At 67.7% G+C, this 21,668-nt stretch carries 20 protein-coding genes; 13 read left to right on the forward strand and 7 right to left on the reverse strand.

Annotation, left to right across the window (positions count from 1 at the left end; genetic code table 11):
- The 6 genes from ABE485_RS09310 (at nt 1) to ABE485_RS09335 (ending at nt 6,779) form a co-directional block, all read left to right on the forward strand.
- Nucleotides 1-1,038 carry a branched-chain amino acid ABC transporter permease gene (locus ABE485_RS09310; RefSeq protein ID WP_346515000.1) on the forward strand — a complete coding sequence of 346 codons (1,038 nt, stop codon included), beginning with the start codon at nt 1-3 and terminating at the stop codon, nt 1,036-1,038.
- Nucleotides 1,039-1,090: 52 nt separating this feature from the next.
- Entirely contained in the window at nt 1,091-2,272 is a 1,182-nt protein-coding gene (locus ABE485_RS09315; protein WP_346515001.1) for an ABC transporter substrate-binding protein, read from the forward strand.
- A 64-nt stretch (nt 2,273-2,336) separates the two neighbouring features.
- Nucleotides 2,337-3,131 carry an ABC transporter ATP-binding protein gene (locus ABE485_RS09320; protein WP_346515059.1) on the forward strand — a complete coding sequence of 265 codons (795 nt, stop codon included), beginning with the start codon at nt 2,337-2,339 and terminating at the stop codon, nt 3,129-3,131.
- Nucleotides 3,128-4,972, forward strand: coding sequence for an AMP-dependent synthetase/ligase (locus tag ABE485_RS09325; RefSeq protein ID WP_346515002.1), 1,845 nt, complete (start codon nt 3,128-3,130; stop codon nt 4,970-4,972). Before ABE485_RS09320 ends, ABE485_RS09325 begins: the two co-directional genes overlap by 4 nt.
- Nucleotides 4,969-6,123: a thiolase family protein gene (locus ABE485_RS09330; protein WP_346515003.1), complete on the forward strand. Its 1,155-nt coding sequence runs from the start codon at nt 4,969-4,971 to the stop codon at nt 6,121-6,123. The genes ABE485_RS09325 and ABE485_RS09330 overlap by 4 nt, the downstream gene beginning before the upstream one ends.
- A gap of 5 nt (nt 6,124-6,128) precedes the next feature.
- A complete protein-coding gene (locus ABE485_RS09335; protein ID WP_346515004.1) occupies nt 6,129-6,779 on the forward strand; it encodes a TetR/AcrR family transcriptional regulator in 651 nt (216 codons plus the stop codon).
- Here ABE485_RS09335 and ABE485_RS09340 read toward each other — a convergent pair.
- The 4 genes from ABE485_RS09340 to ABE485_RS09355 all read right to left on the reverse strand — a co-directional run bounded on the left by ABE485_RS09340 (nt 6,772) and on the right by ABE485_RS09355 (nt 11,059).
- Nucleotides 6,772-7,923, reverse strand: coding sequence for an acyl-CoA dehydrogenase family protein (locus ABE485_RS09340; RefSeq protein WP_346515005.1), 1,152 nt, complete (start codon nt 7,921-7,923; stop codon nt 6,772-6,774). The genes ABE485_RS09335 and ABE485_RS09340 overlap by 8 nt on opposite strands.
- Before the next feature lie 29 nt (nt 7,924-7,952).
- On the reverse strand, nt 7,953-8,924 hold the full coding sequence (locus ABE485_RS09345; protein WP_346515006.1) for a Bug family tripartite tricarboxylate transporter substrate binding protein: 972 nt from the start codon (nt 8,922-8,924) through the stop codon (nt 7,953-7,955).
- Nucleotides 8,925-9,203: 279 nt separating this feature from the next.
- Nucleotides 9,204-10,241: an NAD(P)H-dependent flavin oxidoreductase gene (locus ABE485_RS09350; protein WP_346515007.1), complete on the reverse strand. Its 1,038-nt coding sequence runs from the start codon at nt 10,239-10,241 to the stop codon at nt 9,204-9,206.
- On the reverse strand, nt 10,238-11,059 hold the full coding sequence (locus tag ABE485_RS09355; protein ID WP_346515008.1) for an IclR family transcriptional regulator: 822 nt from the start codon (nt 11,057-11,059) through the stop codon (nt 10,238-10,240). Before ABE485_RS09355 ends, ABE485_RS09350 begins: the two co-directional genes overlap by 4 nt.
- A gap of 81 nt (nt 11,060-11,140) precedes the next feature.
- Between ABE485_RS09355 and ABE485_RS09360 the strand changes: the two genes are divergently transcribed.
- From ABE485_RS09360 to ABE485_RS09390, 7 genes are read left to right on the forward strand one after another with little or no spacing between them, the layout of a single operon-like run.
- Nucleotides 11,141-12,358, forward strand: coding sequence for an iron-containing alcohol dehydrogenase family protein (locus ABE485_RS09360; protein WP_346515009.1), 1,218 nt, complete (start codon nt 11,141-11,143; stop codon nt 12,356-12,358).
- Complete coding sequence (locus tag ABE485_RS09365) at nt 12,345-13,808, forward strand: aldehyde dehydrogenase family protein (protein WP_346515010.1); 1,464 nt, start codon at nt 12,345-12,347, stop codon at nt 13,806-13,808. The genes ABE485_RS09360 and ABE485_RS09365 overlap by 14 nt, the downstream gene beginning before the upstream one ends.
- Nucleotides 13,809-13,836: 28 nt before the next feature.
- Nucleotides 13,837-14,802, forward strand: coding sequence for a Bug family tripartite tricarboxylate transporter substrate binding protein (locus tag ABE485_RS09370; RefSeq protein WP_346515011.1), 966 nt, complete (start codon nt 13,837-13,839; stop codon nt 14,800-14,802).
- 60 nt (nt 14,803-14,862) lie between these two features.
- A complete protein-coding gene (locus ABE485_RS09375; protein ID WP_346515012.1) occupies nt 14,863-15,612 on the forward strand; it encodes an SDR family NAD(P)-dependent oxidoreductase in 750 nt (249 codons plus the stop codon).
- Nucleotides 15,609-16,106, forward strand: a complete 498-nt coding sequence (locus ABE485_RS09380) for a MaoC family dehydratase (RefSeq protein ID WP_346515013.1) — start codon at nt 15,609-15,611, stop codon at nt 16,104-16,106. Before ABE485_RS09375 ends, ABE485_RS09380 begins: the two co-directional genes overlap by 4 nt.
- Nucleotides 16,103-18,238: an acetate--CoA ligase family protein gene (locus ABE485_RS09385; protein ID WP_346515014.1), complete on the forward strand. Its 2,136-nt coding sequence runs from the start codon at nt 16,103-16,105 to the stop codon at nt 18,236-18,238. Before ABE485_RS09380 ends, ABE485_RS09385 begins: the two co-directional genes overlap by 4 nt.
- A gap of 31 nt (nt 18,239-18,269) precedes the next feature.
- Nucleotides 18,270-19,022 (forward strand): citryl-CoA lyase, encoded by a 753-nt coding sequence (locus tag ABE485_RS09390; RefSeq protein WP_346515015.1) that lies wholly within the window; start codon nt 18,270-18,272, stop codon nt 19,020-19,022.
- 15 nt (nt 19,023-19,037) lie between these two features.
- Here ABE485_RS09390 and ABE485_RS09395 read toward each other — a convergent pair whose 3' ends face one another.
- From ABE485_RS09395 to ABE485_RS09405, 3 genes are read right to left on the reverse strand one after another with little or no spacing between them, the layout of a single operon-like run.
- Entirely contained in the window at nt 19,038-19,358 is a 321-nt protein-coding gene (locus ABE485_RS09395) for a preprotein translocase subunit TatB (protein WP_346515016.1), read from the reverse strand.
- A gap of 15 nt (nt 19,359-19,373) precedes the next feature.
- A complete protein-coding gene (lysS, locus tag ABE485_RS09400; RefSeq protein WP_346515017.1) occupies nt 19,374-20,897 on the reverse strand; it encodes a lysine--tRNA ligase in 1,524 nt (507 codons plus the stop codon).
- An 11-nt stretch (nt 20,898-20,908) separates the two neighbouring features.
- A complete protein-coding gene (locus tag ABE485_RS09405; protein WP_346515018.1) occupies nt 20,909-21,664 on the reverse strand; it encodes an SDR family oxidoreductase in 756 nt (251 codons plus the stop codon).
- Nucleotides 21,665-21,668: the final 4 nt, after the last annotated feature.

Raw genomic sequence — 21,668 nt, forward strand, 5'->3', positions numbered from 1 at the left:
ATGCGTATCGCGACCGCCAAGCAGACCTACCTGGCCGACGAGGCGCTGTTCGACACGCGCACCCAGCACGTGTGGCTGGCGCTGCTGGCGGCGTCGCTGGTGCTGTTTCCCTTCATGGCGAACGCCTATTGGCTGTACCTGGCGTGCCTGGTGGCGATCAACATCGCCAGCGCGACGGGGCTGAACATCCTGACCGGCTATACCGGCCTGGTCAGCCTGGGGCAGGCGGCATTCATGGGGCTGGGCGCCTACACCGTGGCGGTGATGGAGCTGCGTTTGGGCACGCCGGTCGTGGTCAACCTGCTGGGCGGGGGCGTGGTGGCGATGCTGGGCGGACTGCTGGTCGGCATTCCCTCGCTGCGGGTAAAGGGGCTGTATCTGGCCATCGCCACGATCGCGGCCTCGTTCATTGCGCATTTCGTGTTTGCGAACTGGCAGTTCACGGGCGGGACCACCGGCCTGCAGGTGCCGCCGGCCCGCGTGCTGGGCATGGACCTGGACACCTCGTTCAAGATCTACTGGCTGATCATGCCCGTGACGGCGCTGATGGTGCTGGGCGCGGCGAACCTGTTCCGCACGCGCATCGGCCGCGCCTTCATCGCCATCCGCGACCGCGACATTTCCGCGGAGGTGCTGGGCATCCGGCTGCTGCGCTACAAGCTGCTGTCCTTTGGCCTGTCGTCGTTCTACGCGGGCGTGGCTGGCGGGCTGTGGGCGTATTTCTTCCGCGTGGTCACGCCCGAGAGCTTTCCGCTGATCATGTCCATCTTCTTCCTGGCCGCCATCATCGTGGGCGGCATGGGGTCGATCCTGGGATCCATCCTGGGCGCGATTTTCATGACGATGGTGCCGGAGTTCCTCAAGCTGGTCGTAGGCTGGCTGCCCGTGGGCGGCGATGCGCTGCGGCTGATCTCGCCCGTGCGCACCATCGTGTTCGGCCTGCTGATCGTGGGCTTTCTGATCTTCGAGCCGCATGGGCTCGCGGAAATCTGGCGGCGCGTGCGCCGATTCTTTCACCTCTGGCCATTTCGCACGTAGCGTTTCGCACCCGACGTGACGGCGGCTACCCATAAGACCCAGGAGACAAACCATGAAGCGCATCCGGATAGGCAGCGGTTTATCGAGGTTGTTGGCCCCGTTGGGCCTGGCGGCGGCCTTGGCGGCGGCGCCCGCGGCCCAGGCGGCCGAGGATCTGGTGCTGGGCGGATCGATTCCGCTGAGCGGCGTGTTCGCGTTTGCCGGCCAGGGCATCCACGCCGGCATCACGGACTACGTGAAGATCATCAACGACCAGGGCGGCATCCAGGGCCGCAAGCTGCGCTACGTGCCCGAAGATACGGCCTACAAGGTGGACGCGTCGGTGGCCGCGTTCAAGAAGATCACCAGCCAGAACAAGGTGAACTTCTATTACGGCGATTCGACGGGCTTTTCCAAGACCATCAACGCCGAACTCAACCGGACGGGCGACATCCTGATGACCGGCGCGTCATTCGCAACCGAGCTCAATGACCCGGCGAAGTATCCCGCCCAGTTCATGCTGGGGCCCGACTACACCGAAATGTTCGGCATCCTGCTGCGCTACATCGCCAAGGAGCAGCCGGGGGCCAAGGTCGCGTTCGTGTACTCGGATACCGAATTCGGCCGCGACCCGATCGCCAGTTCGCGCGCGGTGGCCGAGAAACTGGGCTTGAAGGTCGCCACCGAAATCATGACGCCGCCCGGCAGCGTGGACGTGTCGACCGAGGTCATCAAGCTGCGCCGCGCCGACCCGGACTTCACGATCTTCCACGGCTACGTGCTGGCGCCGATTCCGGAGTTCGTCGGACAGGGCAAGCGCATGGGCCTGAAGACGCGCTACATGGGCACGTTCTGGACCATGGACAATTCCACCGTGATGCAGATGGGCGAAGACGCCGAAGGCTTCATGGGCGTGATGCCGTACCGCTACTACTACGACACGGCGGCGGACGCGCCCATGCTCAAGAAGATCCGGGAAATGCGCCCGCAATACCAGAGCACCGGCTATATGCAGGGCTTCCTGGCCGCCATGCTGTTCTCGGAAGTGGCCAAGCGCACGCTGGACGCCGGCAAGGACCTGACCGCCGCCAACATGAAGGCCGCGCTGGACGGCATCAAGGACTTCGATACGGGCGGCCTGATCGGCGTGCCCATCACCATCAAGGGCAATTCCATTCCGGTGGGCCGGATCTACCGCGCCGACGTGAAGCAGAAGCAGATGGTGCCGGCGTCGGACTGGATCGTGCTCAAGTGAGGCTGCCGTGAACCCGGGACATGACGCGCGCGCAGCAACCGCCGGCGCAACCACGCCGCCGGCGGTGCTCGATATCAATAACATCGAGGTCGTCTACAACAAGGCGGTGCAGGTGCTGCGCGGCTTGTCGCTGTCGGTGCCCGCAGGCAGCATCGTGGCGCTGCTGGGCAGCAACGGGGCTGGCAAGTCGACCACGCTGAAAGCGGTGTCCGGGCTGCTGGACCTGGAGGACGGGGCGCTGGTGCGCGGGCAGATCGTCTTCAATGGCGGCGATACCGCGGGCGCCAGGCCGCAGAACCTGGTGCGCTCGGGCCTGGCGCACGTGATGGAGGGGCGCCGGGTGTTCGAAGACCTGACCGTGGAAGAGAACCTGGTGGCCGCGACCTACGCGCTGACCGGAAGAGCCGGCGCGAGGGTGGATTTCGACCTGGTCTACGGCTATTTCCCGCGCCTGTTCGAACGGCGCCGCGGCCTGGCCGGCTATCTGTCGGGCGGCGAGCAGCAGATGCTGGCCATCGGCCGGGCGTTGATCGCGCAGCCCCGGCTGATGCTGCTGGACGAGCCGTCGCTGGGCCTGTCGCCGATGCTGGTCGAAAACATCTTTTCCATCGTTGCGCGGATCAATGCCGAGCAGGGCGTGTCGATGCTGCTGGTGGAGCAGAACGCGTCCGTGGCGCTTGCGGTGGCGCATTACGGCTACATCATGGAGACGGGCAAGGTGGTGATCGACGGCACGGCCGAGCGGCTGGCGGCGGACCCCGACGTGCGCGAGTTCTACCTGGGCGTGGGCGGATCGGGCGAGGCCCGCGGCTTTCGCGATATCAAACACTACAAGCGCCGCAAGCGCTGGCTGTCATGATGGACGCGCATACCGACCCGGGCGCCTGGCCGGCGCTGACGCTGCCGCAGATGCTGCGCGAACAGGCGCGCCGGCAGCCGTCGGCGATCGCCATCCGTCAAAAGGACTTCGGCATCTGGAAGCCCCTGACCTGGGCCGAATACTGGCAGCGCGCCTGCCACGTGGGGCTGGGCCTGCGCGCGCTGGGCCTGAGCGCCGGCGCAAGGGTGGCGATCGTCTCGGACAACCGCGTCGAATGGCTGCTGACCCAGATGGGCGCGGGTGCGGCTGGCGGCGTGGCCGTCGGCGTCTATTCCACCAGCCCGGCCGAGGAAATGGGCTACGTGCTGGAGCACGCCGACGTGGAGCTGGTGGTGTGCGAGGACCAGGAACAGACCGACAAGGTGCTGCAGGTGGCCGCCCGGCTGCCGCTGTTGCGGCGCATCGTGGTGATGGAAACCAAGGGCCTGCGCTCATATTCGGTGCAGGACCGCGCGCGCATCGCGACATTCGCCGAGGTCGAGGCCGACGGCCGCGGGCGCGAGGCCGCCGAGCTGGCCGGCTTGAACGCATCGCTGGATGCCCAGCGGCTGGATGACACCGGGCTGATGATCTACACGTCAGGGTCGACGGGCAAGCCCAAGGGCGCGATGCTGAGCTACGGCAACATGCGCGGCGTGGCGCCGGGCATCGCCGAGCGGCTGTCGATGGATGCGTCCAGCGTGCATCTGTCGTACCTGCCGCTGTGCCACGTGGCCGAGCAGATGCTGTCCACCTTCGTGCCGATCTACCTGGGCGCGCAGGTGAATTTCGGCGAATCGATCCGCACCGTGCAGGAGGATCTGCGCGAGGTCGCGCCAACGATCTTCCTGGGCGTTCCCCGCATATGGGAAAAGCTGCACGCGGCGATCTCGATCAAGATGCAGGAAGCCCGGCCCTTGCAGCAGTGGCTGTACCGCAAGGCGCTTGCGCAATGCGCGCCGTTCCTTGAGAAATCCGCCCGGCAGTACCGTCCCGGGGAACGGCTGACCTATTGGCTGTGGTACTGGCTGGTGCTGCGCGCGCTGCGCAATTTCATCGGACTGCGCCGCGTGCGGGTGGCGATGACGGGCGCGGCGCCGATACCGCAGGACGTGGTGCGCTACTTCCGCACGCTGGGCGTGCCGCTGGTCGAGGTCTACGGGTTGACGGAGTCGACCGGGATGATCTTCGGGCAGCACCCGGACCGCGTGAAGGTGGGCACCGTCGGCGAACCTATCCTGGGCGTGGAATGGCGCATGGGAGAGGCGGGGGAACTGCTGGTGCGCGGCGACATGGTGTTCCAGGGGTACTACAAGAACCCCGACGCCACGGCCGACACCGTGCGCGACGGCTGGCTGCACACCGGCGACGTGGTGGCCCAGGATGACGGGCGCGTGCGCATCGTGGACCGCCTGAAGGACATCATGATCACCGCGGGCGGCAAGAACCTGACGCCGTCCGAGATCGAAAACGCGGTGAAGGGCAGTCCGTATGTGAAGGAGTGCATCGTGATCGCGGACGGCCGGAAGTATGTGTCGGCCCTGATCCAGCTCGAATTCGACACGGTCGGGAAGTGGGCGGAGTCGCGACGCATCGCGTTCACGCATTTCCGCTCGCTGGCCGAATGCCCGCAGGTGCGCGAACTGGTGCAGCAGGAGGTGGCGCGCGCCAACGCCGGGCTGGCGCCGGTGGCGCAGATCAAGCGTTTCCATCTGCTGACCAAGGAGCTGGACCACGATGACGGCGAGGTGACGGCGACGATGAAGGTCCGGCGCGCCAGCATCTATCGCACCTATGCGGACGAAATCGAAACGCTCTACGTTGAGGAGACGACGGCATGAATGAAGCCGTGATCTTGGAAGCGGTGCGCACGCCTTTCGGGCGGCGCGGCGGCTGGTGGGCGCAGACGCGCCCCGATGCGCTGCTGGCCCAGACCGTCCAGGGGCTGCTGGGACGCGCCGGCCTGCCGGGGGACAAGGTTGAGGATCTGATCGCGGGCTGCGTCAGCCAGGCGGGCGAGCAGGGCGCCAACATCGGCCGGCTGTCGGCGATGCTGGCCGGCCTGCCGGAAACCGTGCCGGGCGTGGCGCTGAACCGCATGTGCGGCTCGAGCCAGCAGGCCGTCCACTTCGGCGCCCAGGCGATCGCGGCGGGCGACATGCGCTACGTGGTGGCCGGTGGCGTCGAAAGCATGAGCCGCGTGCCGATGTTCCTGGACGTGACGCTGGGCCAGGGCGAGTTTCGCGGCTTCGAATCCCTGAATCCCGCGCTGCTGGAACGCTATCCGCTGATCCACCAGATCGAGAGCGCGGAACGGATCGCCAGCCATTGGGGGCTGTCGCAGGCGGAGATGGACCAGTGGGCGCGCGAAAGCCACGCGCGCGCGTGGACCGCGGCGCGCGCCGGATTGCATGCCGAGCTGTTGCCGGGTCCGACGCAGGAGGCGGGACGCGACGAAGGCATCCGCGAGACCACGGACGCAGCCCGGATGGCGGCCATGGCGCCGGCCATGCGTGCGCCGGGGCAGGGCGGCGTGACCGCGGCCAATGCGAGCCAGCTTGCGGACGGCGCGGCGGCGGTGCTGCTGGCCGACAAGGACACGGCGCTGGCCGACGGATTGCGGCCGCGGGCGCGGTTCCTGGCGCGCGTGGTGGTCGGATCGGATCCGGTGATGCAGCTGACGGGCGTGATTCCCGCCGCGCGTCAGGCGTTGTCGCGCGCGGGATTGGCGCTGGACGATATCGACTGGATCGAGATCAACGAGGCGTTCGCCAGCGTGGTGCTGGCCTGGCAGCGCGAACTGGGCGCCAACCTGTCGCGCGTGAATCCGTGGGGCGGCGCGATCGCGCACGGGCATCCGCTGGGCGCGACGGGGGCGGGACTGATGGGAAAGATGCTGGCGGGGCTGGAGGCCACCGAGGGCGAACTGGGCATGCAGCTGATGTGCATCGGCCACGGCATGGCGACCGCGACCATCATCCAGAGGCTGTGAGCCGCATGGGCAAGACCGGAACTGCCGCGTCGCGCGACGACGGCTCGGATACGGAGCGGCGCCGGGAGCTCGTGCTGGCGGCCGGCAGGCTGTTCAGCAAGCACGGCTACGAGCGCACCACGGTTCGCGAACTGGCGCGCGCCGTCGGGCTGCAATCGGGCAGCCTGTTCCATCATTTCCGCAGCAAGGAAGAAATCCTGGTGGCGGTCATGAACAACGGCATCCAGGAAGTGATCGACCATGGCGACCGCGCGCTGGCCTGCTATGGCGCACCGGCCGACCGGCTGGCGGCGCTGTTTCGCGTCCACATGTGGAGCATGCTGCACGGGGCCGGCGGAGACGCGATGAATGCGCTGGTGTACGAATGGCGCAGCCTGTCCGCGCCCAGCCAGGCGGCCGTGAAGGTGCTCAGCGACCGCTACGAGGAGATGTGGCAGTCGGTGGTGGCCGCGGCGGTGAACGCGGGGCTGATCCGGGGCGACGCGCGCGTCATCAAGCGCTGCGTGCTGGGGGCGATGAACCTGACGGTGCAGTGGTACAAGCCGGGCGGGCGGCTGGCGCCCGCCGCGTTCATCGATGCGATGCTGCAGGCGTCGTTGCCGGCGCTGCCGGCGGGGGCGGGGGCGTGGCCGCTCGACGCCGGCCAGACTAGCTGATGGCGTTCATGCCGAGGATTTCGCGCCCGGCGATCAGCGTCTGGATCTCGGTGGTGCCTTCGGGAATCATGCCGCCGCGCGTGTCCCGGAAGATCCGTTCGATGGGGTATTCCTCGGAATAGCCCAGCCCGCCGTGCACCTGCAGCGCCATGCTCGCAACCTCGTGAGCAGCCTCGGTGGCGTACAGCTTGGCGATGGAGCAGGCCTGGCGCACGTCCTTGCCCGCTTCCAGCGCGTGGGCGGCGCGCATGCCCAGGGCGCGCGCCGCCTCGACGCGCACGGTCATGTCGACGATGTGCTTTTGCACGAGCTGGAAGCTGCCGATGGGACGCCCGAATTGCTCGCGTTGCCTGGCATGGTCGATGGACATGTCCAGGGCAGCCTGCGCGGCGCCGACCGCGCCCATGGCGATGTTCAGGCGCGCGGCGTCCAGGCCCTTCAGCGTGCCGGCCAGCGCCGCGCCTTCCTCGCCGACCAGATTCTCGCGTGGAATGCGCACGTCGCTGAAGCCCAGCTCCGCCGTGCCCGAGCACCGCAGCACCATCGTGTCGAGCTTGCGCACGTCGTAGTTGGCGATGGCGCGTTCGACGATGAAGGTGGACAGCTTGCCTTCGCAGGTGGGGCTGAAGGTGCGCGCGACCACCATCGCGAAGTCCGCGTCGCAGCCGTTGGTGATCCACAGCTTGCGGCCATTGATGACCCATTCGTCTCCGACCAGGTCGGCGCGCGTCTGGATGCCGGCGATGTTGGAGCCGGTGTTGGGTTCCGTGAGCCCGGTGCAGGCCTTCAGCCGGCCTTCCATCAGCGGCTTCAGGTACTTCTCTTTCTGCGCCGGCGTGCCGTGCGCGGCAAGGCGCTTGATGGAGCCGTTGGTGATGTTGACGATGGTCCGCAGCGACAGCCAGTGGTAGCCCAGCTCTTCCATCATCATGGCCCAGGTGGGCATGTCGATGCCGTGCCCGCCGTCGCTTTCCGGCAGGTTGCCTCCCAGGTAGCCCAGCGCGGCCAGGCGGGGCATGAGCTCGAACGGAAACGTCCGCGCTTTTTCGTGCCGGGCGACGATGGGGGCCACTTCGCTTTGCATGAAGCGGCGGATGCTGTGCTGCAGTTCCTGTTGTTCAGGCGTCAGGTCGATATTGCTCATCGAATTTCCTCTGGTTCGATCTGTCGCTGCTATTCCAGCTTCAGGTTGGCGCGTTCCACGAGATCCCGCGTGGTTTCGCGGTGCTCGGCCCAGAACTTGGCGAACGCTTCGGGCGAACTGCTGACGAGCGGGGTGGCGATCCGTTCGAACCGTTCCTGCACGACGGGCATCGCCGCGGTGGCTTCGATGGCCTTTGCCAGCTTGTCGATGATGGGTTTGGGCGTGCCGGCCGGAACGACAACCGCCTGCCAGGTGGTGACCTTGAAGCCCGGCACCCCGGATTCGGCGATGGTGGGCAGGTCCGGCAGGTCCTTCACGCGGGCGGCGCCGCTGACTGCCAGGGGGCGCAGCATGCCGTCCTTGATGTAGGGCAGGGAACTGGAGCGGCTGTCGATCATGAAGGTGAGGCGGCCGGCGACCAGGTCCTGCAGCGCGGGCGCGCTGCCTTTGTAGGGAACGTGCGTGAGCTTGGCGTTCAGCGCCAGAGCCAGCGACGAGGCCGCCGTATGCGCCGAGCTTCCGAAGCCCGGTGATCCGTAGGTCAGGGCAGCCTGGCTATCCGCCTTGATAGCCGCGATCAGGTCCTGCATGGTCTTGTACGGCGAATCCTTGGGCACCACGACGACCAGCGGGGAATCCGTCAGTTGCGCAACGGGCGCGAAGGCCTTGGCCGGATCGACTTTCAGGTCCTTGTACAGGTACTGGTTGACGGCGATGGTGGCGGCATTGGTCCAGAGGATGGTGTAGCCGTCGGGCGGCGCGCTTGCCGCGGCCACGAGCGACAGGTTGCCGTTGGCGCCCGGCCGGTATTCGGGTATGACCGGCTGGCCCAGATGCTTGCTGAGTTCGTCCTGCATCATCTTGAAGGCAATGTCCGAGGGGCCGCCGGGGGCGAAGCCGATCACCGCCTTGATGGGCTTGTCGGGCCATTCCGCGGCCTGGGCGGCACTCGCGACTCCGGCGGCGAGCAGCGCTGCCGCAACCATCGTGGTGAATTTCATATTTGTCTCCTGTTCTTCTGGGTTGGATTGGAACGGCATTCAACGGCAGGCTTTCTGGGCGCCCGATATTCTTATAATTCGCATAGTGAATTAATAATTCGTTGAATGAATTGATGATACTGCGCAGGCGGAATCGGGCGCAACGGGGTTCGCCGAATTGACCGCCAGAAGCGTCGGTGAGGTGGGCGTGCGGCGCGCGCGAGCGCATGGAAAAGCCCCGCCGGTCTGGACCGGACGGGGCTTGGGGCAATCGGGCGCTTGCGCCCTGCGGCGGCGGGATCAGGCGGGGTCGAGCATCCGCTGGAAGCGCGCGCTGGCTTGCACGCATTCTTCCTGCAGGCGCCGGACGATGCCGGCCACGGGTTCCACCGCGCGCGCAAAGCCCACCGCCGGTCCCATGGACAGCATGCCTTCTTCGTGCTGGCCGGCCTGGTAGGCGAGGGCGCGGGTGCGCTCGCCGCTGATGAGGTCGCCGAATTCGGCGTAGCTGCGCGCGCCGGCCAGTTCCAGGGCGGCGACTTTGCGGGCGTTTTCGTTGTCGAGGATGCGCCAGGTGTCTCCCAGGCTGCCCAGCACGGCGCGGGTGCCGTGCGCATCGGTGGCGACGACGCGCTGCTTGTAGGCGGGGTGCGCCGGCGTTTCCTGGGCGGGCGTGAAGACGCTGCCCATCACCACGGCGTCGGCGCCGAGCGCCAGCGCCGCCGCGATCTGCCGGCCGTGGCCGATTCCGCCGCCCAGGGCCAGGGGGATATGCAGGTGTTCCAGCGCGTAGGCGCCATTGAGAAAAGTGGGCAGGGGGTTGCTGCCGGGGTGGCCGCCTTCTTCCATGCCGACCAGGGTGACGGCGTCCACGCCCATGTTCTGTGCCGCCACGGCGTGGCGCACGTGGGCGCACTTGTGGACGACGACGGCGCCGGCTGCGCGGATCGCCGGCAGCAGGCCGGTTGGGGGCAGGCCCGCCGTTTCGAAGATGCGCACGCCTTCGTCCAGCGCGATCCGCAGCCTGGCCTGCATGGCGTCGTTGCCGGCCGCGCGGCGCGACAGCGTGAGGTTCACGCCGAAGGGCTGACCGCCGGCCAGTTCGCGGCATTCATGCAAGGCGCGCCGGAAGTCGTCGTCGGTGGACGAACTGCGCGCGGTGATGAAGCCCATGCCGCCGGCCCGGACCATGGCCGCCACCAGGCGCGCGTCGGACAGCCACATCATGCCGCCCAGCAGCAGCGGCCAGCGGATGCCGAGCAGTTCGGTGATGCGGGTGGGCCAACGGTCCGGGACGGCGGGAAGAGCGCCGCCGACCGGCGCGAGTGGGCCGGTCACACGTGCCTCCCCATCAGCAGGATGGGCTGGAGTTCGCTGGCGAGCTGCCGCAGCGTGGGCCCGACTTCGTCGAGCATCAGCGGCCGGGGCAGCAGGGAGGCCGGGCCGCCGCAACTGACCACATAGCGTTCGTCGGCCGGCAATTCGATGGCGGCGGCGACGGTATTGATCTGGAAGGCCGGGCGCTCGTGGTACACGAACCCGCGTTCGGGATACGCGGCGATGGCGTCCGCCATGGCGTGCTGATCCGCCTTGTCGGCGAGCTTTCCGGCCGCGCGGGCATCTTCGAGCAGGGCGTCGCGCTCTTCCTGCGAGCAGCACGCAAGATAGGCCCAGCCGATTGCGCTGTGGAACAGCGGGATCCGCGACCCGACGCGCAGGTTCATGAGCAGCGGCGAATTCCCCTGGCAGCGCAGCAGGTAGACGATGCTGTCGCCGTCCCGCCGGCCCAGGGCCACCGCGACCTGATAGCGATCGGCCAAGGCCTGCAGCAGCGGGCGTATGACATCCAGCGCCTCTTGCCCCGCCAGGGCGGCGCCGCCCAGGGCGACGGCCGCGATGCCCAGCTGCAGTTTGTCCTTGCCGGGAACGGCGTCCAGAAAGCCGGTCTTCTGCAGCGTATGGCACAAGCGCCAGACGGTAGGTTGCGCCAGCCCGGTGAGATGGGCGATTTCGGTCGTGCCGAGCATGCGGCGTTCTGCGCTGAAGCAGCGCAGGATGTCCAGCCCGCGGGCAAGCGCGGTGACGAACTGGCGGTCGGGTTCGGCGGAGTCGTCGGAGGCAGGATTCGACGACGCGCGGGGCGTGGCTCTTGACATGGGCAAGCTCCTGTTTTTATCATCAATTCACTAAATGAATTATAAATTCGCATAGCAAATTATGCAAGAAAGGAGGAACACTTGATCGGTCGACAAGATTGTGCGCGCCAGGCCAGGGGAAGCATCGCCTGGCCGGGCATGTGCCAGTGGGGCGCCGAAGCGCTGGCCCGAACGTTTGACGCAGCCGGCGCTCGGCTGCGCAAGCCGCTGGTGGTGACCGATGCCGGGACCTGGCGGGCCGTGCGTTCATCCGTCGAAGCGGCGCTTGCCGCCGTGCCGGGTCTGCAATGGCATGTCTATGACGGCGTGGTGCCCAACCCCGCGCTGGAGCAGGTGCGCGAGGCCGTGCGCAAGGCGCGCGCGGCGGGCTGCGAGAGCATTCTGGCCGTTGGGGGCGGAAGCGCCATCGACGTGGCCAAGGCGGCGTACGCGTGCCTGACGGGCGGCATGGAGGCCGACGAATTGCCCACGCCGCGTGGACAGGCCTGGCTGGATAGCGCGGCGGCCCCCGGCGATCCGCTGTTCATCGCCGTTCCCACCACCGCCGGAACGGGCAGCGAAAGCAGTTCCGCCGCGCTGATCCAGGGCGACGATGGCCGCAAGCGCTTGTACCGGTCGCTTCGCGCGCGCCCGTCCCTGGTTGCGCTGCAGCCGAACCTGACGCTCAGCCTGCCGGAGCGGCCGACCGCGCAAGGCGGTTTCGACGCGACGCTGCATGCCCTGGGCGCGTGGATCAACACGGACCCGTCGCCGGTCGGCAAGGCGATGGCCCTGCATGCGCTGAGGCTCTGCATGCGCGCGCTGCCCGCCGTGCTGCTGGCGCCGGACAGCCTGCAGGCGCGCGCCGATATGCAAATGGGCGCCTACATGGCCGGCGTGGCCATCGGCATGAGCAAGGTGGATGCCGTGCACGCCATGTGCACCCCGCTGGAATCGCGCGTGCACGGCGCCCACGCCGAGGTGCTGGGTCCGATCTTCAGCGTGGTGGCGCGCTACACGGCGCAGACCGCGGCCGCTCCCTATGCGGAAGCGGCGCGCATGCTGGACATCTCGAACACGGGAGACGCCTGGCGGGACGCGCTGGTCCTGATCGAGTCGGTGGAATCGCTGGCACGGCTGGCGGGCATCCCGTTGCGGTTTTCCGGACTGGCGCTGTCGGACCAGGAAGCCGGATTGCTGGCCGCCCAGGCCATGCAGAGCGCGTCCATGCCGATCAATCCGCGCGTGCTCGCGCCCGAAGAAATCAAGTCCCTTTACCTGCAGATCGCCGCGCAAGGAGCGCCGCATGAATGTCATTGACTCAACTCCCTACGAACTGCTGATCGGGGAAACCTGGCGCGCGGGGGCCGAAGGCCGCACGTTCGACACGTTCAATCCCGCCACCGCGCAGGTGCTCGCCCAGGTTCATGAAGCGTCGGGCGCGGACGTGGACGCCGCGGTGCAGGCGGCACATGCCGCCTATGAAACGCATTGGCGCAAGACCACGCCGGCCCAGCGCGGCAAGCTGCTGCGCCGCCTGGCCGACCTGTTCGAGCGGGACCGCGAAAAGCTTGCCTGGATTGAAACGCTGAATGTGGGCAAGCCCATCACGCACTCGCTCGACTCGCTGAAGGCGATGCCCGCGTCGCTGGAATATTTCGCGGGGATCATTCCTGCCCTGCGCGGGGAAACCATTCCGGTCGGCAATCCGGATGTGCTGAATTTCACGATACGCGAGCCGCTGGGCGTGTGCGCGCTCATCATGCCGTGGAATTATCCGATGACGCTCACCATCAACAAGCTCGGACCGGCGCTGGCGGCGGGCAACACCGTGATCCTGAAGCCGTCGGAGGTGACGCCGCTGTCGACCATGGCGCTGGCGCGGCTGTTCGAAGAGGCGGGCTTTCCGCCCGGCGTGATCAACGTCGTCAACGGCCCCGGCGCCACCGTCGGCGACCGGCTGGTGTCTCATCCGCTGGTGGCGAGGGTGTCGTTCACGGGCGGCACCGTGACGGGCGGGCGCATTCTGGCCGCGGCGGCGGGCGACGTGAAGCGCGTCACGCTGGAATTGGGCGGCAAGTCGCCGCTGATCGTGTTCGAGGACGCGCCGCTGGACAAGGCCGCGGCTGTCGCCGCCGGCGACATCATCAAGAATTCCGGGCAAGTGTGCATCGCGTGCACGCGGCTGCTGATCCAGGAGTCCGTGCGCGAAGCCTTCCTGGGCCTGCTCCAGCAGCGCCTGGAGGCGGTGCGGATCGGGTCCCCCACCGATCCGGCGACCGAGATGGGCCCCCTGGTCAGCGCGGCGCAGATGCAGCGGGTTGAACAGTACATCAAGCTGGCGGGCGAAGAGGGCGCCAGGCCGGCGCGCCACGGCAGGATGGCCCTGGACGGCGAAACGGCCAAGGGGTTTTTCGTGCCGCCGACATTGCTGCTGGATTCGCATGGCCGCATGCAATCCGCCCAGGACGAGATCTTCGGCCCGGTGCAATCCGTAATCGGCTTCAGCGATGAGGAAGACGCGCTGCGGATCGCCAACGACACGCGTTATGGGCTGGCCGCGGTGCTGTACACGCGCGACGGCGGCCGCGCCCTGCGCATGGCGCGCGGGCTGCAATCGGGCAGCGTCGCCATCAATACCGGCCTGCGGACGTCGTTCGATGCGCCGTTCGGCGGATACAAGCAGTCGGGAATCGGCAAGGAGCGCGGGCTGGAAGCCATCTACGAGAACACGCAGCTCAAGAACGTCAAATACGACACCGCCATCTAGCGGCGGCAGGAAGGACCAGGGAGACAACATGAAATTCATCGGCAAGCTGGCCTTCGGCCTTGTTGCCTGCGCGCTGGCGACCAGCGCCCATGCGGAATGGCCCGACCGGCCCCTGCGCATGGTCATCGGCTTCGCGCCGGGCGGCGCTTCGGACATTGCGTTCAAGATGGTGCAGGACGAACTGTCCAGGAAGCTGGGCCAGCCCGTGGTGCCCATGTACAAGCCCGGCGCCAACGGCAACATCGCCAATCAGACAGTGGCCACGGCCGAACCGGATGGCTATACGGCGCTGTGGGCCAACGTCGGACCGCTGGCCATCAACACCTATCTGTACCAGGGCGTGGAACTCGACCCCGGCAAGGCCTTCGCGCCGGTGACGCAATTGACGGATTCGCCGCTGGTGGTCGTGGTGCCGAAGGACTCGCCGTTCCAGACCATGCAGGACCTGGTGCAGGCCGCGCGCAAGCCCGACGCGGCCCTGTCGTACGGGTCCGCAGGCCACGGCAGTTCCATGCACGTTGCCGGCGCCGCGCTGGCGCTGGCCGTGGGCGTGCCCATGACCCACGTTCCCTACAAGGGCAGCGCACCAGCCCTGCAGGACCTGTTGGCGGGGCGCCTTTCCTTCATGGTGGACAGCCGTTCGACCACCGCGTCGTTCATCCGCGAAGGGTCTCTGCGCGCGTTGGCCATCAGCAGCGACCAGCGCGTGGCGGACCTGCCCGACGTGCCCACGGTGGCGGAGTCGGGCGTGCCGGGCTTCAAGGTGACGACATGGCAGGCGGTCGTCATGCCCGCCGGCACGCCGCAGCCCATCGTCGACAAGTTTTCCGCGGCGCTGCGGGAAACGCTGCAGCTTCCCCAGGTGCGCGAACGCTTTGCACGTATCTATACACCGCTGGTGGGCAGCACGCCCGAAGCCTTTGCCGCGTTCTGGGCCAAGGAAAGGGCCGACGCCAAGACGCTGGTGGAGCGGGCGCGGCTGCAGGTCGATTGAACGACGGCCGCCGGAGGTCCCGGCGGGCATGAACATTGAAACTTGAATGGAAATGGCAACATGGATCTGGAACTGAAGGGATGCACCGCGTTCATCACCGGCGGCGCGGGTACGCTGGGCATGGCAATGGCAAGGCGCTTCCTGCAGGAGGAATGCAATGTCGTCGTGTGCGACGCCAATGAGGCGGCGATCGAATCCGCTCGCAATGCCTTGTCCGGCCTGGGGGGGCAGGTCATCGGCGTGCGCGCCGATGTGACGAACAAGGAAGAGGTGGGCCGGGCCGTGCAGCAGGGGGCCGACCGCTTCGGGAGCGTGGACATCCTCGTCAACAACGCAGGTTTTGCCCGCGACCGTTATCTCACCAAGATGCCCGAGGAAGACTGGCATGCCGTCCTGGACGTGACGCTGCTGGGCGCCTTTCATTGCTCGCGCGCCGTGTTGCCGCTGATGATGGAACGCCGCTTCGGGCGCGTCATCAATATCGCGTCGCGTGCCCACCTGGGCAATCCGGGGCAGACCAACTACTCGGCGGCCAAGGCCGGGCTGATCGGATTCACCCGTTCCCTGGCCCTGGAGTCGGGCAAGTTCGGCATCACGGCCAATGCGGTCGCGCCCGGCGTCATCTCCACCCCCCGCATGCAGCAGCGCCCCGATTTTGAAGAACTCACGGAACGGGCCAAGTCCAATACGCCGGTCGGCCGCCTGGGCGATCCGTCGGACGTGGCCGCCACGGTGGCCTTCCTGGCATCCAGGCTGGCTGGTTTCACCACGGGTGAAACCGTGCACGTGACGGGAGGGCGCTACGCATGACCGCGCCTTTCGATCTGGACGAACACCTGGGCCGGCGCCTGTACTTCGAGGACCTCGCGCCGGGGCAGGCCTGGGAGAGTCCGCGCCGCACCGTAACGGAGGCCGACGTGGTGCAGTTTGCCGGCCTGTCGGGGGACTACAACGCGCTGCACACGGACGCGGTGTTCGCCGCCGCCCATCCTTTTGGCCAGCGTGCCGCTCACGGCCTGCTGACCCTGGCGATCGCCTCGGGCCTGACCACGCGCATGCCGGTGTACCGCCTGATGGACGGCACCCGGCTCGCGCTGACCGAACTGCGGTGCCAGTGGCGCAAGCCCGTGCTCATCGGCGACACCCTGCACGTCGAGCTGCGCATCGGCGAGAAAGCCCTGTCGCAGAAGCGGCCCGGCACTGGCCGGGTGACGATGCTGCGCACGGTAAAGAACCAGAACGGCGAGGTCGTCGCGGAAACGGAATGGACGACGCTGATGAAATGCAGAAAGGAGGCTCCATGAGCGCAAGCGTTTCCCCATTTGATCCCGATGTCCGCTTCGACGATCTGGTCGAGCTGACGCGGCCGCGGTCGGTGATGATCGTGGGCGCATCCACGACGCCCGGAACGCTGGGCCACACGACCGTGGTCAACGTGCTGCAGCATTCGGATTTCGACGGCGAAGTGTATCTGGTCAACCCCAGGGGCGGAGAGCTCTTGGGCAAGGCCTTGCATGCGAGCGTGGCCGACGTGCCTGTTCGGGGAATCGACGTGGCTTTGCTGCTGGTGCCGGCCGATGCCGCCGTTGCCACGCTGCGCGCCTGCGCGGAGAAGGGCGTGCGCTACGTCATCGTGTTCACGGGCGGTTTCGCGGAACTGGGCGATGCCGGACGTACGGTGGAAGCCGAGATGCTTGCGGTGGCGCGCGGCGCCGGCATGCGCCTCTACGGCCCCAACTGCGCGGGCATGACGATGCTGGCGCCGCGCCTGGGCCTGACCTTCTCCACCGAATTCCGCAACGATGGCCGCACTGGCGTGCTGTCGCGCATCGGCCTGGTCACCCAGGGCGGCGGGCTGGGCCGCTCGCTCATGCAGGGCAATGAGCGGGGCGTCTGCTTTTCGCGCTGGTTCTCCACGGGCAACGAATTGGACCTGGACAGCGCGGACTTCATCAACTGGCTGGCCCATGATTCCGGAACCGACCTGATCTGCACGGTCATGGAGGGCATCGGGAGCGGTCCCCGGTTCATCGCGGCCGCGGCGGCGGCTCGCCGCGCGGGCAAGCCGCTGATCGCGTTGAAGATCGGCCGTTCGGATTTCGGCAAGAAGGCCGCGCAGTCGCACACGGCATCGCTGGCCGGCGAAGACGCGGTGAATGACGCCGTGTTCGCGCAATACGGCGTCATCCGCGTGGAGGACCTGGATGAACTGCTGGACGTGGCCAGCCTGCTGTCGCGCGTGGGCGTGCGCAGCCTGCGCAACGTCTGCGTGTATTCGTCGTCCGGGGGCGCGGGTGTGCTGTCGGCCGACAAGGTGGGCGAAGCCGGCCTGGCCATGGCCCAGCTCGCCAGCGAGACGGTGGCCGAGATGGCGCGCCACGCGCCGGCCTACGCGGCGCTGACCAATCCCGTCGACCTGACGACCAAGGCGCTGGTGGATCCGGACCTGGCCAGGCGCTGCCTGGCTCCGCTGTTCGCGGACCCGGGCGTCGATGCGGTGCTTTATCCCATCACGTCGAACTATTCGGCCAGCACGGAGGGCCTGGTGCGCAACATGCTGGCCGTTGCGCAGGGCGGGGCCAAGGCGTTCGTCCCTGTCTGGATGAGCAGCCGCCGGGGGCCGGCCCATGATCTCCTCATCCAGGAGGGCTTCGCGCCCGTCTACAGCCTGCGCAATGCGATGCAGGCGCTCAAGCGCGTCAGCTGGTACGCGGGCCTGCCCGCGGACGGCGCGCCGGAAGCGTTGCCGGAAGGTTTGCCCGCCGTGGCGCCCGCCTTTCAGGCGCCGTGCAACGAATCGCAGGCCAAGGCGCTGCTATCGCAATTCGGGGTGCGTTCGCCCAAGGAGGCCCAGGCCGGCACGGCTGACGACGCGGCCGCGGCGGCGCGCTCGATCGGTTTTCCCGTGGCGCTCAAGCTGGTGGCCGACGGCGTGCTGCACAAGAGCGAGATCGGCGGCGTGCAGTTGCGCTTGCGCGATGAGGACGAGGTGCGCGAGGCGTTCGCGCGCATTCTGGACAACGCCGCGCGGCACGAGGTGCCGCAACAGGCCATACGCGGCGTGCTGGTATCGGAAATGGTGGTGGACGGCGTCGAGATGCTGGTTGGCGTGCACCGGGACGCGGTCTTCGGGCCGGTGCTGACCATCGGCGCCGGCGGCGTCTGGGTCGAGGTCGACGCCGATGTGGCGCGTTGCCATCTTCCGGCCGGCCGGGCGCGCATCGACGAGGCGCTGGGCAAGACGCGCATCGCCAGGCGCCTGGCGAGCCATCGCGGACTGCCGGCGCGGGACAGGGCGGCCCTGGTGGACGCGGTTCAGCGCATCGCGGCCTTGTTTTGCGCCCTGGGCGATGGTGTGCAATCGCTGGAAGTGAATCCGCTGGTCGTGCTGGATGAGGGCCGCGGGGTCGTGGCGCTCGATGCAGTCATCGAATAGCGGACCGGGAAAACAGATACGGAGATTTCAGATGTTCGACAGCAAGATCGGCGGCGGCGACGCCCATTCCATCCTGGTGCGTGGCCATGACCTGGTCCACGACCTGTTCAACCGGGACTTCATCGACGTGCTGGCGCTGGAGCTGCTGGGCGAGTTTCCCTCGCCGCAGCTCAAGCGCATGCTCAACCTGTTCCTGGTGAGCGCGACGGATCACGGGCTGACGCCCAGTGCGCTGTCGGCGCGGCTGACGCTGCATGGGGCGCCGGAGGCCATGCAGGGAGCCCTGGCCGCGGGCCTCTTGGGCGCAGGCAGCCGTTTCCTGGGGGTGATCGAGTATGCCGCCCGCTTCCTGCGCGATGCCTTGCCCGTCCAGGAAAGCTACACCGACGAGGAGTTGCGCCGCTACGCCGAGGATTGCGTCAAGGCGAACAAGGCGGCCAAGCGCAAGATCCCGGGCGTCGGGCATCCGATACACGTGGATGGCGACCCGCGTTGCGAAAAGATGTTCGAGATCGCCAGGGAATGCGGCTATTACGGCAACTATTCGCGTTTTGCAGTCGAACTGGCCGCCGCCGCGGCGCGGCTGTCGGGCCGCAAGATTCCGCTCAACGCCACGGGCGCGAAGGGCGCCATCGTGCTGGACATGGGGCTGACGCCCGAACTGGGCAAGGCGCTGACGATGATAGGCCGGTCGGTGGGACTGATGGCCCACATCATCGAGGAACAGAAGAATCCGATCGCCCAGAAGGTATGGGACATGGCCAGCGGCCATGACGCGGGGTGATCCGGGACAGGGCGGTCAGCCGCGCCGCTTGAGAAACGCACCCACCGCGCAAGCGACGGACAGCGCCAGCAGCGAGCCGGAAACGGGTAGCAGGAAATCGGCTTCGCCGCGGTAGCCGCCGCCGGTGACGCCGCCGGCGACGCTGCCCGCCCACAGCACGGCGGTCAGGATCGCCGCGACCAGCGAGATGGCCGTGGCGACGCATAGCGCGATGAATGCCGGCCGGCGCGCGGGCGCCGTCCGGTAGGGCGCGCCGGGCTGGATGCCGCGGGGCTGCTTGATCCAGTAGATCAGCCCCGCCGCAACCAGCAGCAGCATCAGGATCTTGAAGATCATGATGCCGTCAGCGGCTTAGTCTTCACGGCGCAGGTGCGGGAAGAGGATGACGTCGCGGATGCTGGGGCTGTCGGTCAGCAGCATGACCAGGCGGTCGATGCCGATGCCGCAGCCGCCCGTCGGGGGCATGCCGTATTCCAGCGCGCGGATGTAGTCGGCGTCGTAGAACATGGCTTCTTCGTCGCCGGCGTCCTTGGCTTCGACCTGCGAGCGGAAGCGTTCGGCCTGGTCTTCGGGGTCGTTGAGTTCCGAGAAGCCGTTGGCGATTTCGCGGCCGGTCATGAAGAGCTCGAAGCGCTCGGTGATGCCTTCGCGGGTGTCGGAGGCGCGCGCCAGGGGCGAGACTTCCACCGGGTAGTCGATGATGTACGTGGGGTTCCAGAGCTTGGCTTCGGCGGTCTCTTCGAACAGCGCCAGCTGCAGCGCGCCCAGGCCGGCGCGGGACAGCACGGGGCCGTCGGCGTCGGCGCCGAGCTTCTTGAGTTCCGCGCGCACGAAGGCCGGATCGTCCAGCTGCGCCTGCGTGTAGCCGTCCGCATACTTGAGGATGGCTTCGCAGATGGTCAGGCGGTCAAAGGGCTTGGACAGGTCCAGCTCGCGTTCGCCGTAAGTCAGGACGGCGCTGCCGGTGGCCGAGATGGCGGCCTGGCGGATCAGTTCCTCGGTGAAGTCCATGAGCCAGCGGTAATCCGCGAAGGCTGCGTAGAACTCCATCATCGTGAATTCGGGATTGTGGCGCGGGCTGACGCCTTCATTGCGGAAGTTGCGGTTGACTTCGAAGACGCGTTCGAAGCCCCCCACGATCAGGCGCTTGAGGTAGAGCTCGGGCGCGATGCGCAGGAACATTTCCATGTCCAGCGCATTGTGGTGCGTGACGAAGGGCTTGGCCGCCGCGCCGCCCGGGATCGGGTGCAGCATGGGGGTTTCGACTTCGAGGAAGCCCGCGTTCAGCATGAACTGGCGGATGCTGCCCACGGCCTTGCTGCGCGCCTCGAAGGTGCGGCGCGTGGCGTCCGTCATGATCAGGTCGACGTAGCGCTGGCGGTAGCGCAGTTCCTGGTCGGCCACGCCGTGGAACTTGTCCGGCAGGGGGCGCAGCGACTTGGACAGCAGGCGCGCCGTGGCGGCGTGCACCGACAGTTCGCCCTTGTTGGTCTTGAAGACCGACCCTTCGACCGCGATGATGTCGCCGATGTCCCATTGCTTGAACGCGGCGTAGTTGTCTTCGCCCAGCGTGCCGCGATCGAGGTAGATCTGGATGCGGCCGGTGCTGTCCTGCAGCGTGGCGAAGCTGGCCTTGCCCATGACGCGCTTGAGCATCATGCGGCCGGCGACCTTGACGGTGACGGCGGCGGCGGCCAGGGCTTCCTGCTCCTGGCTGTCGTACTGGTCATGCAGGGCGGCGGCGCGGGCGTCCGGAACGAAATCGTTGGGGTACGCGACCCCGGTTTCGCGCAGTTTGGCCAGCTTGGCGCGCCGTTCGGCGATCAAGCGGTTTTCGTCCTGGGCGGGAGCCGGAGTGGTCGAGTGGTCGGTCATGGTGGGGAGGATCAGTCGTAATTGCGGATGTCGTCGATTTCGGTCGTGCCGAAATCTTCGCGATCCAGGTAGGCGAGGATGCGGGAGGCCACGTTGGCGGGCGAGGACAGCTTGCCGGTGGCGTGGAAGTCCTGGAATTTGGCCAGCGCCGGGAAGCTTTCGACGGAGCTGGCGCGGATGGCGGCCTGCATGTCGGTGTCGACGATGCCGGGGGCCAGCGCGACGATGCGGGCGCCGTCGGCGCCTTGTTCCTGCTTGACCACGCGCGCATGCATGTCCAGCGCGGCCTTGGTGGCGCAGTACACGCCCCAGCCGGCGTTCGGGTTGCGGCCCGCGCCGGAGGAGATGTTCAGCACGCGGCGGTCGGCCTTGATGTCCGCCACGGCGGCCAGGAAGCGCGCGGTGAGGAGCATGACGGCGGTGACGTTCAGGTTGAAGGCGGCGGTGATGGCCGCGGCGTCGGTGAGCGCGTCGGTACGGGCCACGGGGTGCACCGTGCCGGCATTGTTGATCAGCAGGTAGCGCTTCGCGTCGCGCGGCAGCGCGGCGCAGATGCGTTCGGCGGCGGATTCGGCCGCGCTCAGGTCCGAGAGGTCCACGGACAGCTGTTCCAGGTGCGCGTCCTGCGAGCGCGCGTAGGCAGCGAGCTCGGGGTCTTCGCGGCGCGCCAGGGTGATCAGGCGGGTGCCGGGTTTGGCCAGGCCGCGCGCCATGGCGGCGCCGATGCCGCGGGAAGCGCCGGTCAGAATTGCGATGGTGTCAGACATTCGT

Origin of the sequence: Achromobacter spanius, assembly GCF_039673305.1 — a bacterium.
GTDB classification, from domain to species: domain Bacteria; phylum Pseudomonadota; class Gammaproteobacteria; order Burkholderiales; family Burkholderiaceae_B; genus Achromobacter; species Achromobacter spanius_F.

Bases quoted from the DNA above. Each gene is read 5' to 3' on its own strand.
- ABE485_RS09385 (WP_346515014.1), top strand. From the start codon at position 16,103: ATGAGCGCAAGCGTTTCCCCATTTGATCCCGATGTCCGCTTCGACGAT.
- ABE485_RS09395 (WP_346515016.1), bottom strand. From the start codon at position 19,358: ATGATCTTCAAGATCCTGATGCTGCTGCTGGTTGCGGCGGGGCTGATC.
- ABE485_RS09365 (WP_346515010.1), top strand. From the start codon at position 12,345: ATGAATGTCATTGACTCAACTCCCTACGAACTGCTGATCGGGGAAACC.
- ABE485_RS09375 (WP_346515012.1), top strand. From the start codon at position 14,863: ATGGATCTGGAACTGAAGGGATGCACCGCGTTCATCACCGGCGGCGCG.
- lysS (WP_346515017.1), bottom strand. From the start codon at position 20,897: ATGACCGACCACTCGACCACTCCGGCTCCCGCCCAGGACGAAAACCGC.
- ABE485_RS09345 (WP_346515006.1), bottom strand. From the start codon at position 8,924: ATGAAATTCACCACGATGGTTGCGGCAGCGCTGCTCGCCGCCGGAGTC.
- ABE485_RS09310 (WP_346515000.1), top strand. From the start codon at position 1: ATGCGTATCGCGACCGCCAAGCAGACCTACCTGGCCGACGAGGCGCTG.
- ABE485_RS09325 (WP_346515002.1), top strand. From the start codon at position 3,128: ATGATGGACGCGCATACCGACCCGGGCGCCTGGCCGGCGCTGACGCTG.
- ABE485_RS09370 (WP_346515011.1), top strand. From the start codon at position 13,837: ATGAAATTCATCGGCAAGCTGGCCTTCGGCCTTGTTGCCTGCGCGCTG.
- ABE485_RS09330 (WP_346515003.1), top strand. From the start codon at position 4,969: ATGAATGAAGCCGTGATCTTGGAAGCGGTGCGCACGCCTTTCGGGCGG.
- ABE485_RS09340 (WP_346515005.1), bottom strand. From the start codon at position 7,923: ATGAGCAATATCGACCTGACGCCTGAACAACAGGAACTGCAGCACAGC.
- ABE485_RS09380 (WP_346515013.1), top strand. From the start codon at position 15,609: ATGACCGCGCCTTTCGATCTGGACGAACACCTGGGCCGGCGCCTGTAC.
- ABE485_RS09335 (WP_346515004.1), top strand. From the start codon at position 6,129: ATGGGCAAGACCGGAACTGCCGCGTCGCGCGACGACGGCTCGGATACG.
- ABE485_RS09390 (WP_346515015.1), top strand. From the start codon at position 18,270: ATGTTCGACAGCAAGATCGGCGGCGGCGACGCCCATTCCATCCTGGTG.
- ABE485_RS09405 (WP_346515018.1), bottom strand. From the start codon at position 21,664: ATGTCTGACACCATCGCAATTCTGACCGGCGCTTCCCGCGGCATCGGC.
- ABE485_RS09315 (WP_346515001.1), top strand. From the start codon at position 1,091: ATGAAGCGCATCCGGATAGGCAGCGGTTTATCGAGGTTGTTGGCCCCG.
- ABE485_RS09355 (WP_346515008.1), bottom strand. From the start codon at position 11,059: ATGTCAAGAGCCACGCCCCGCGCGTCGTCGAATCCTGCCTCCGACGAC.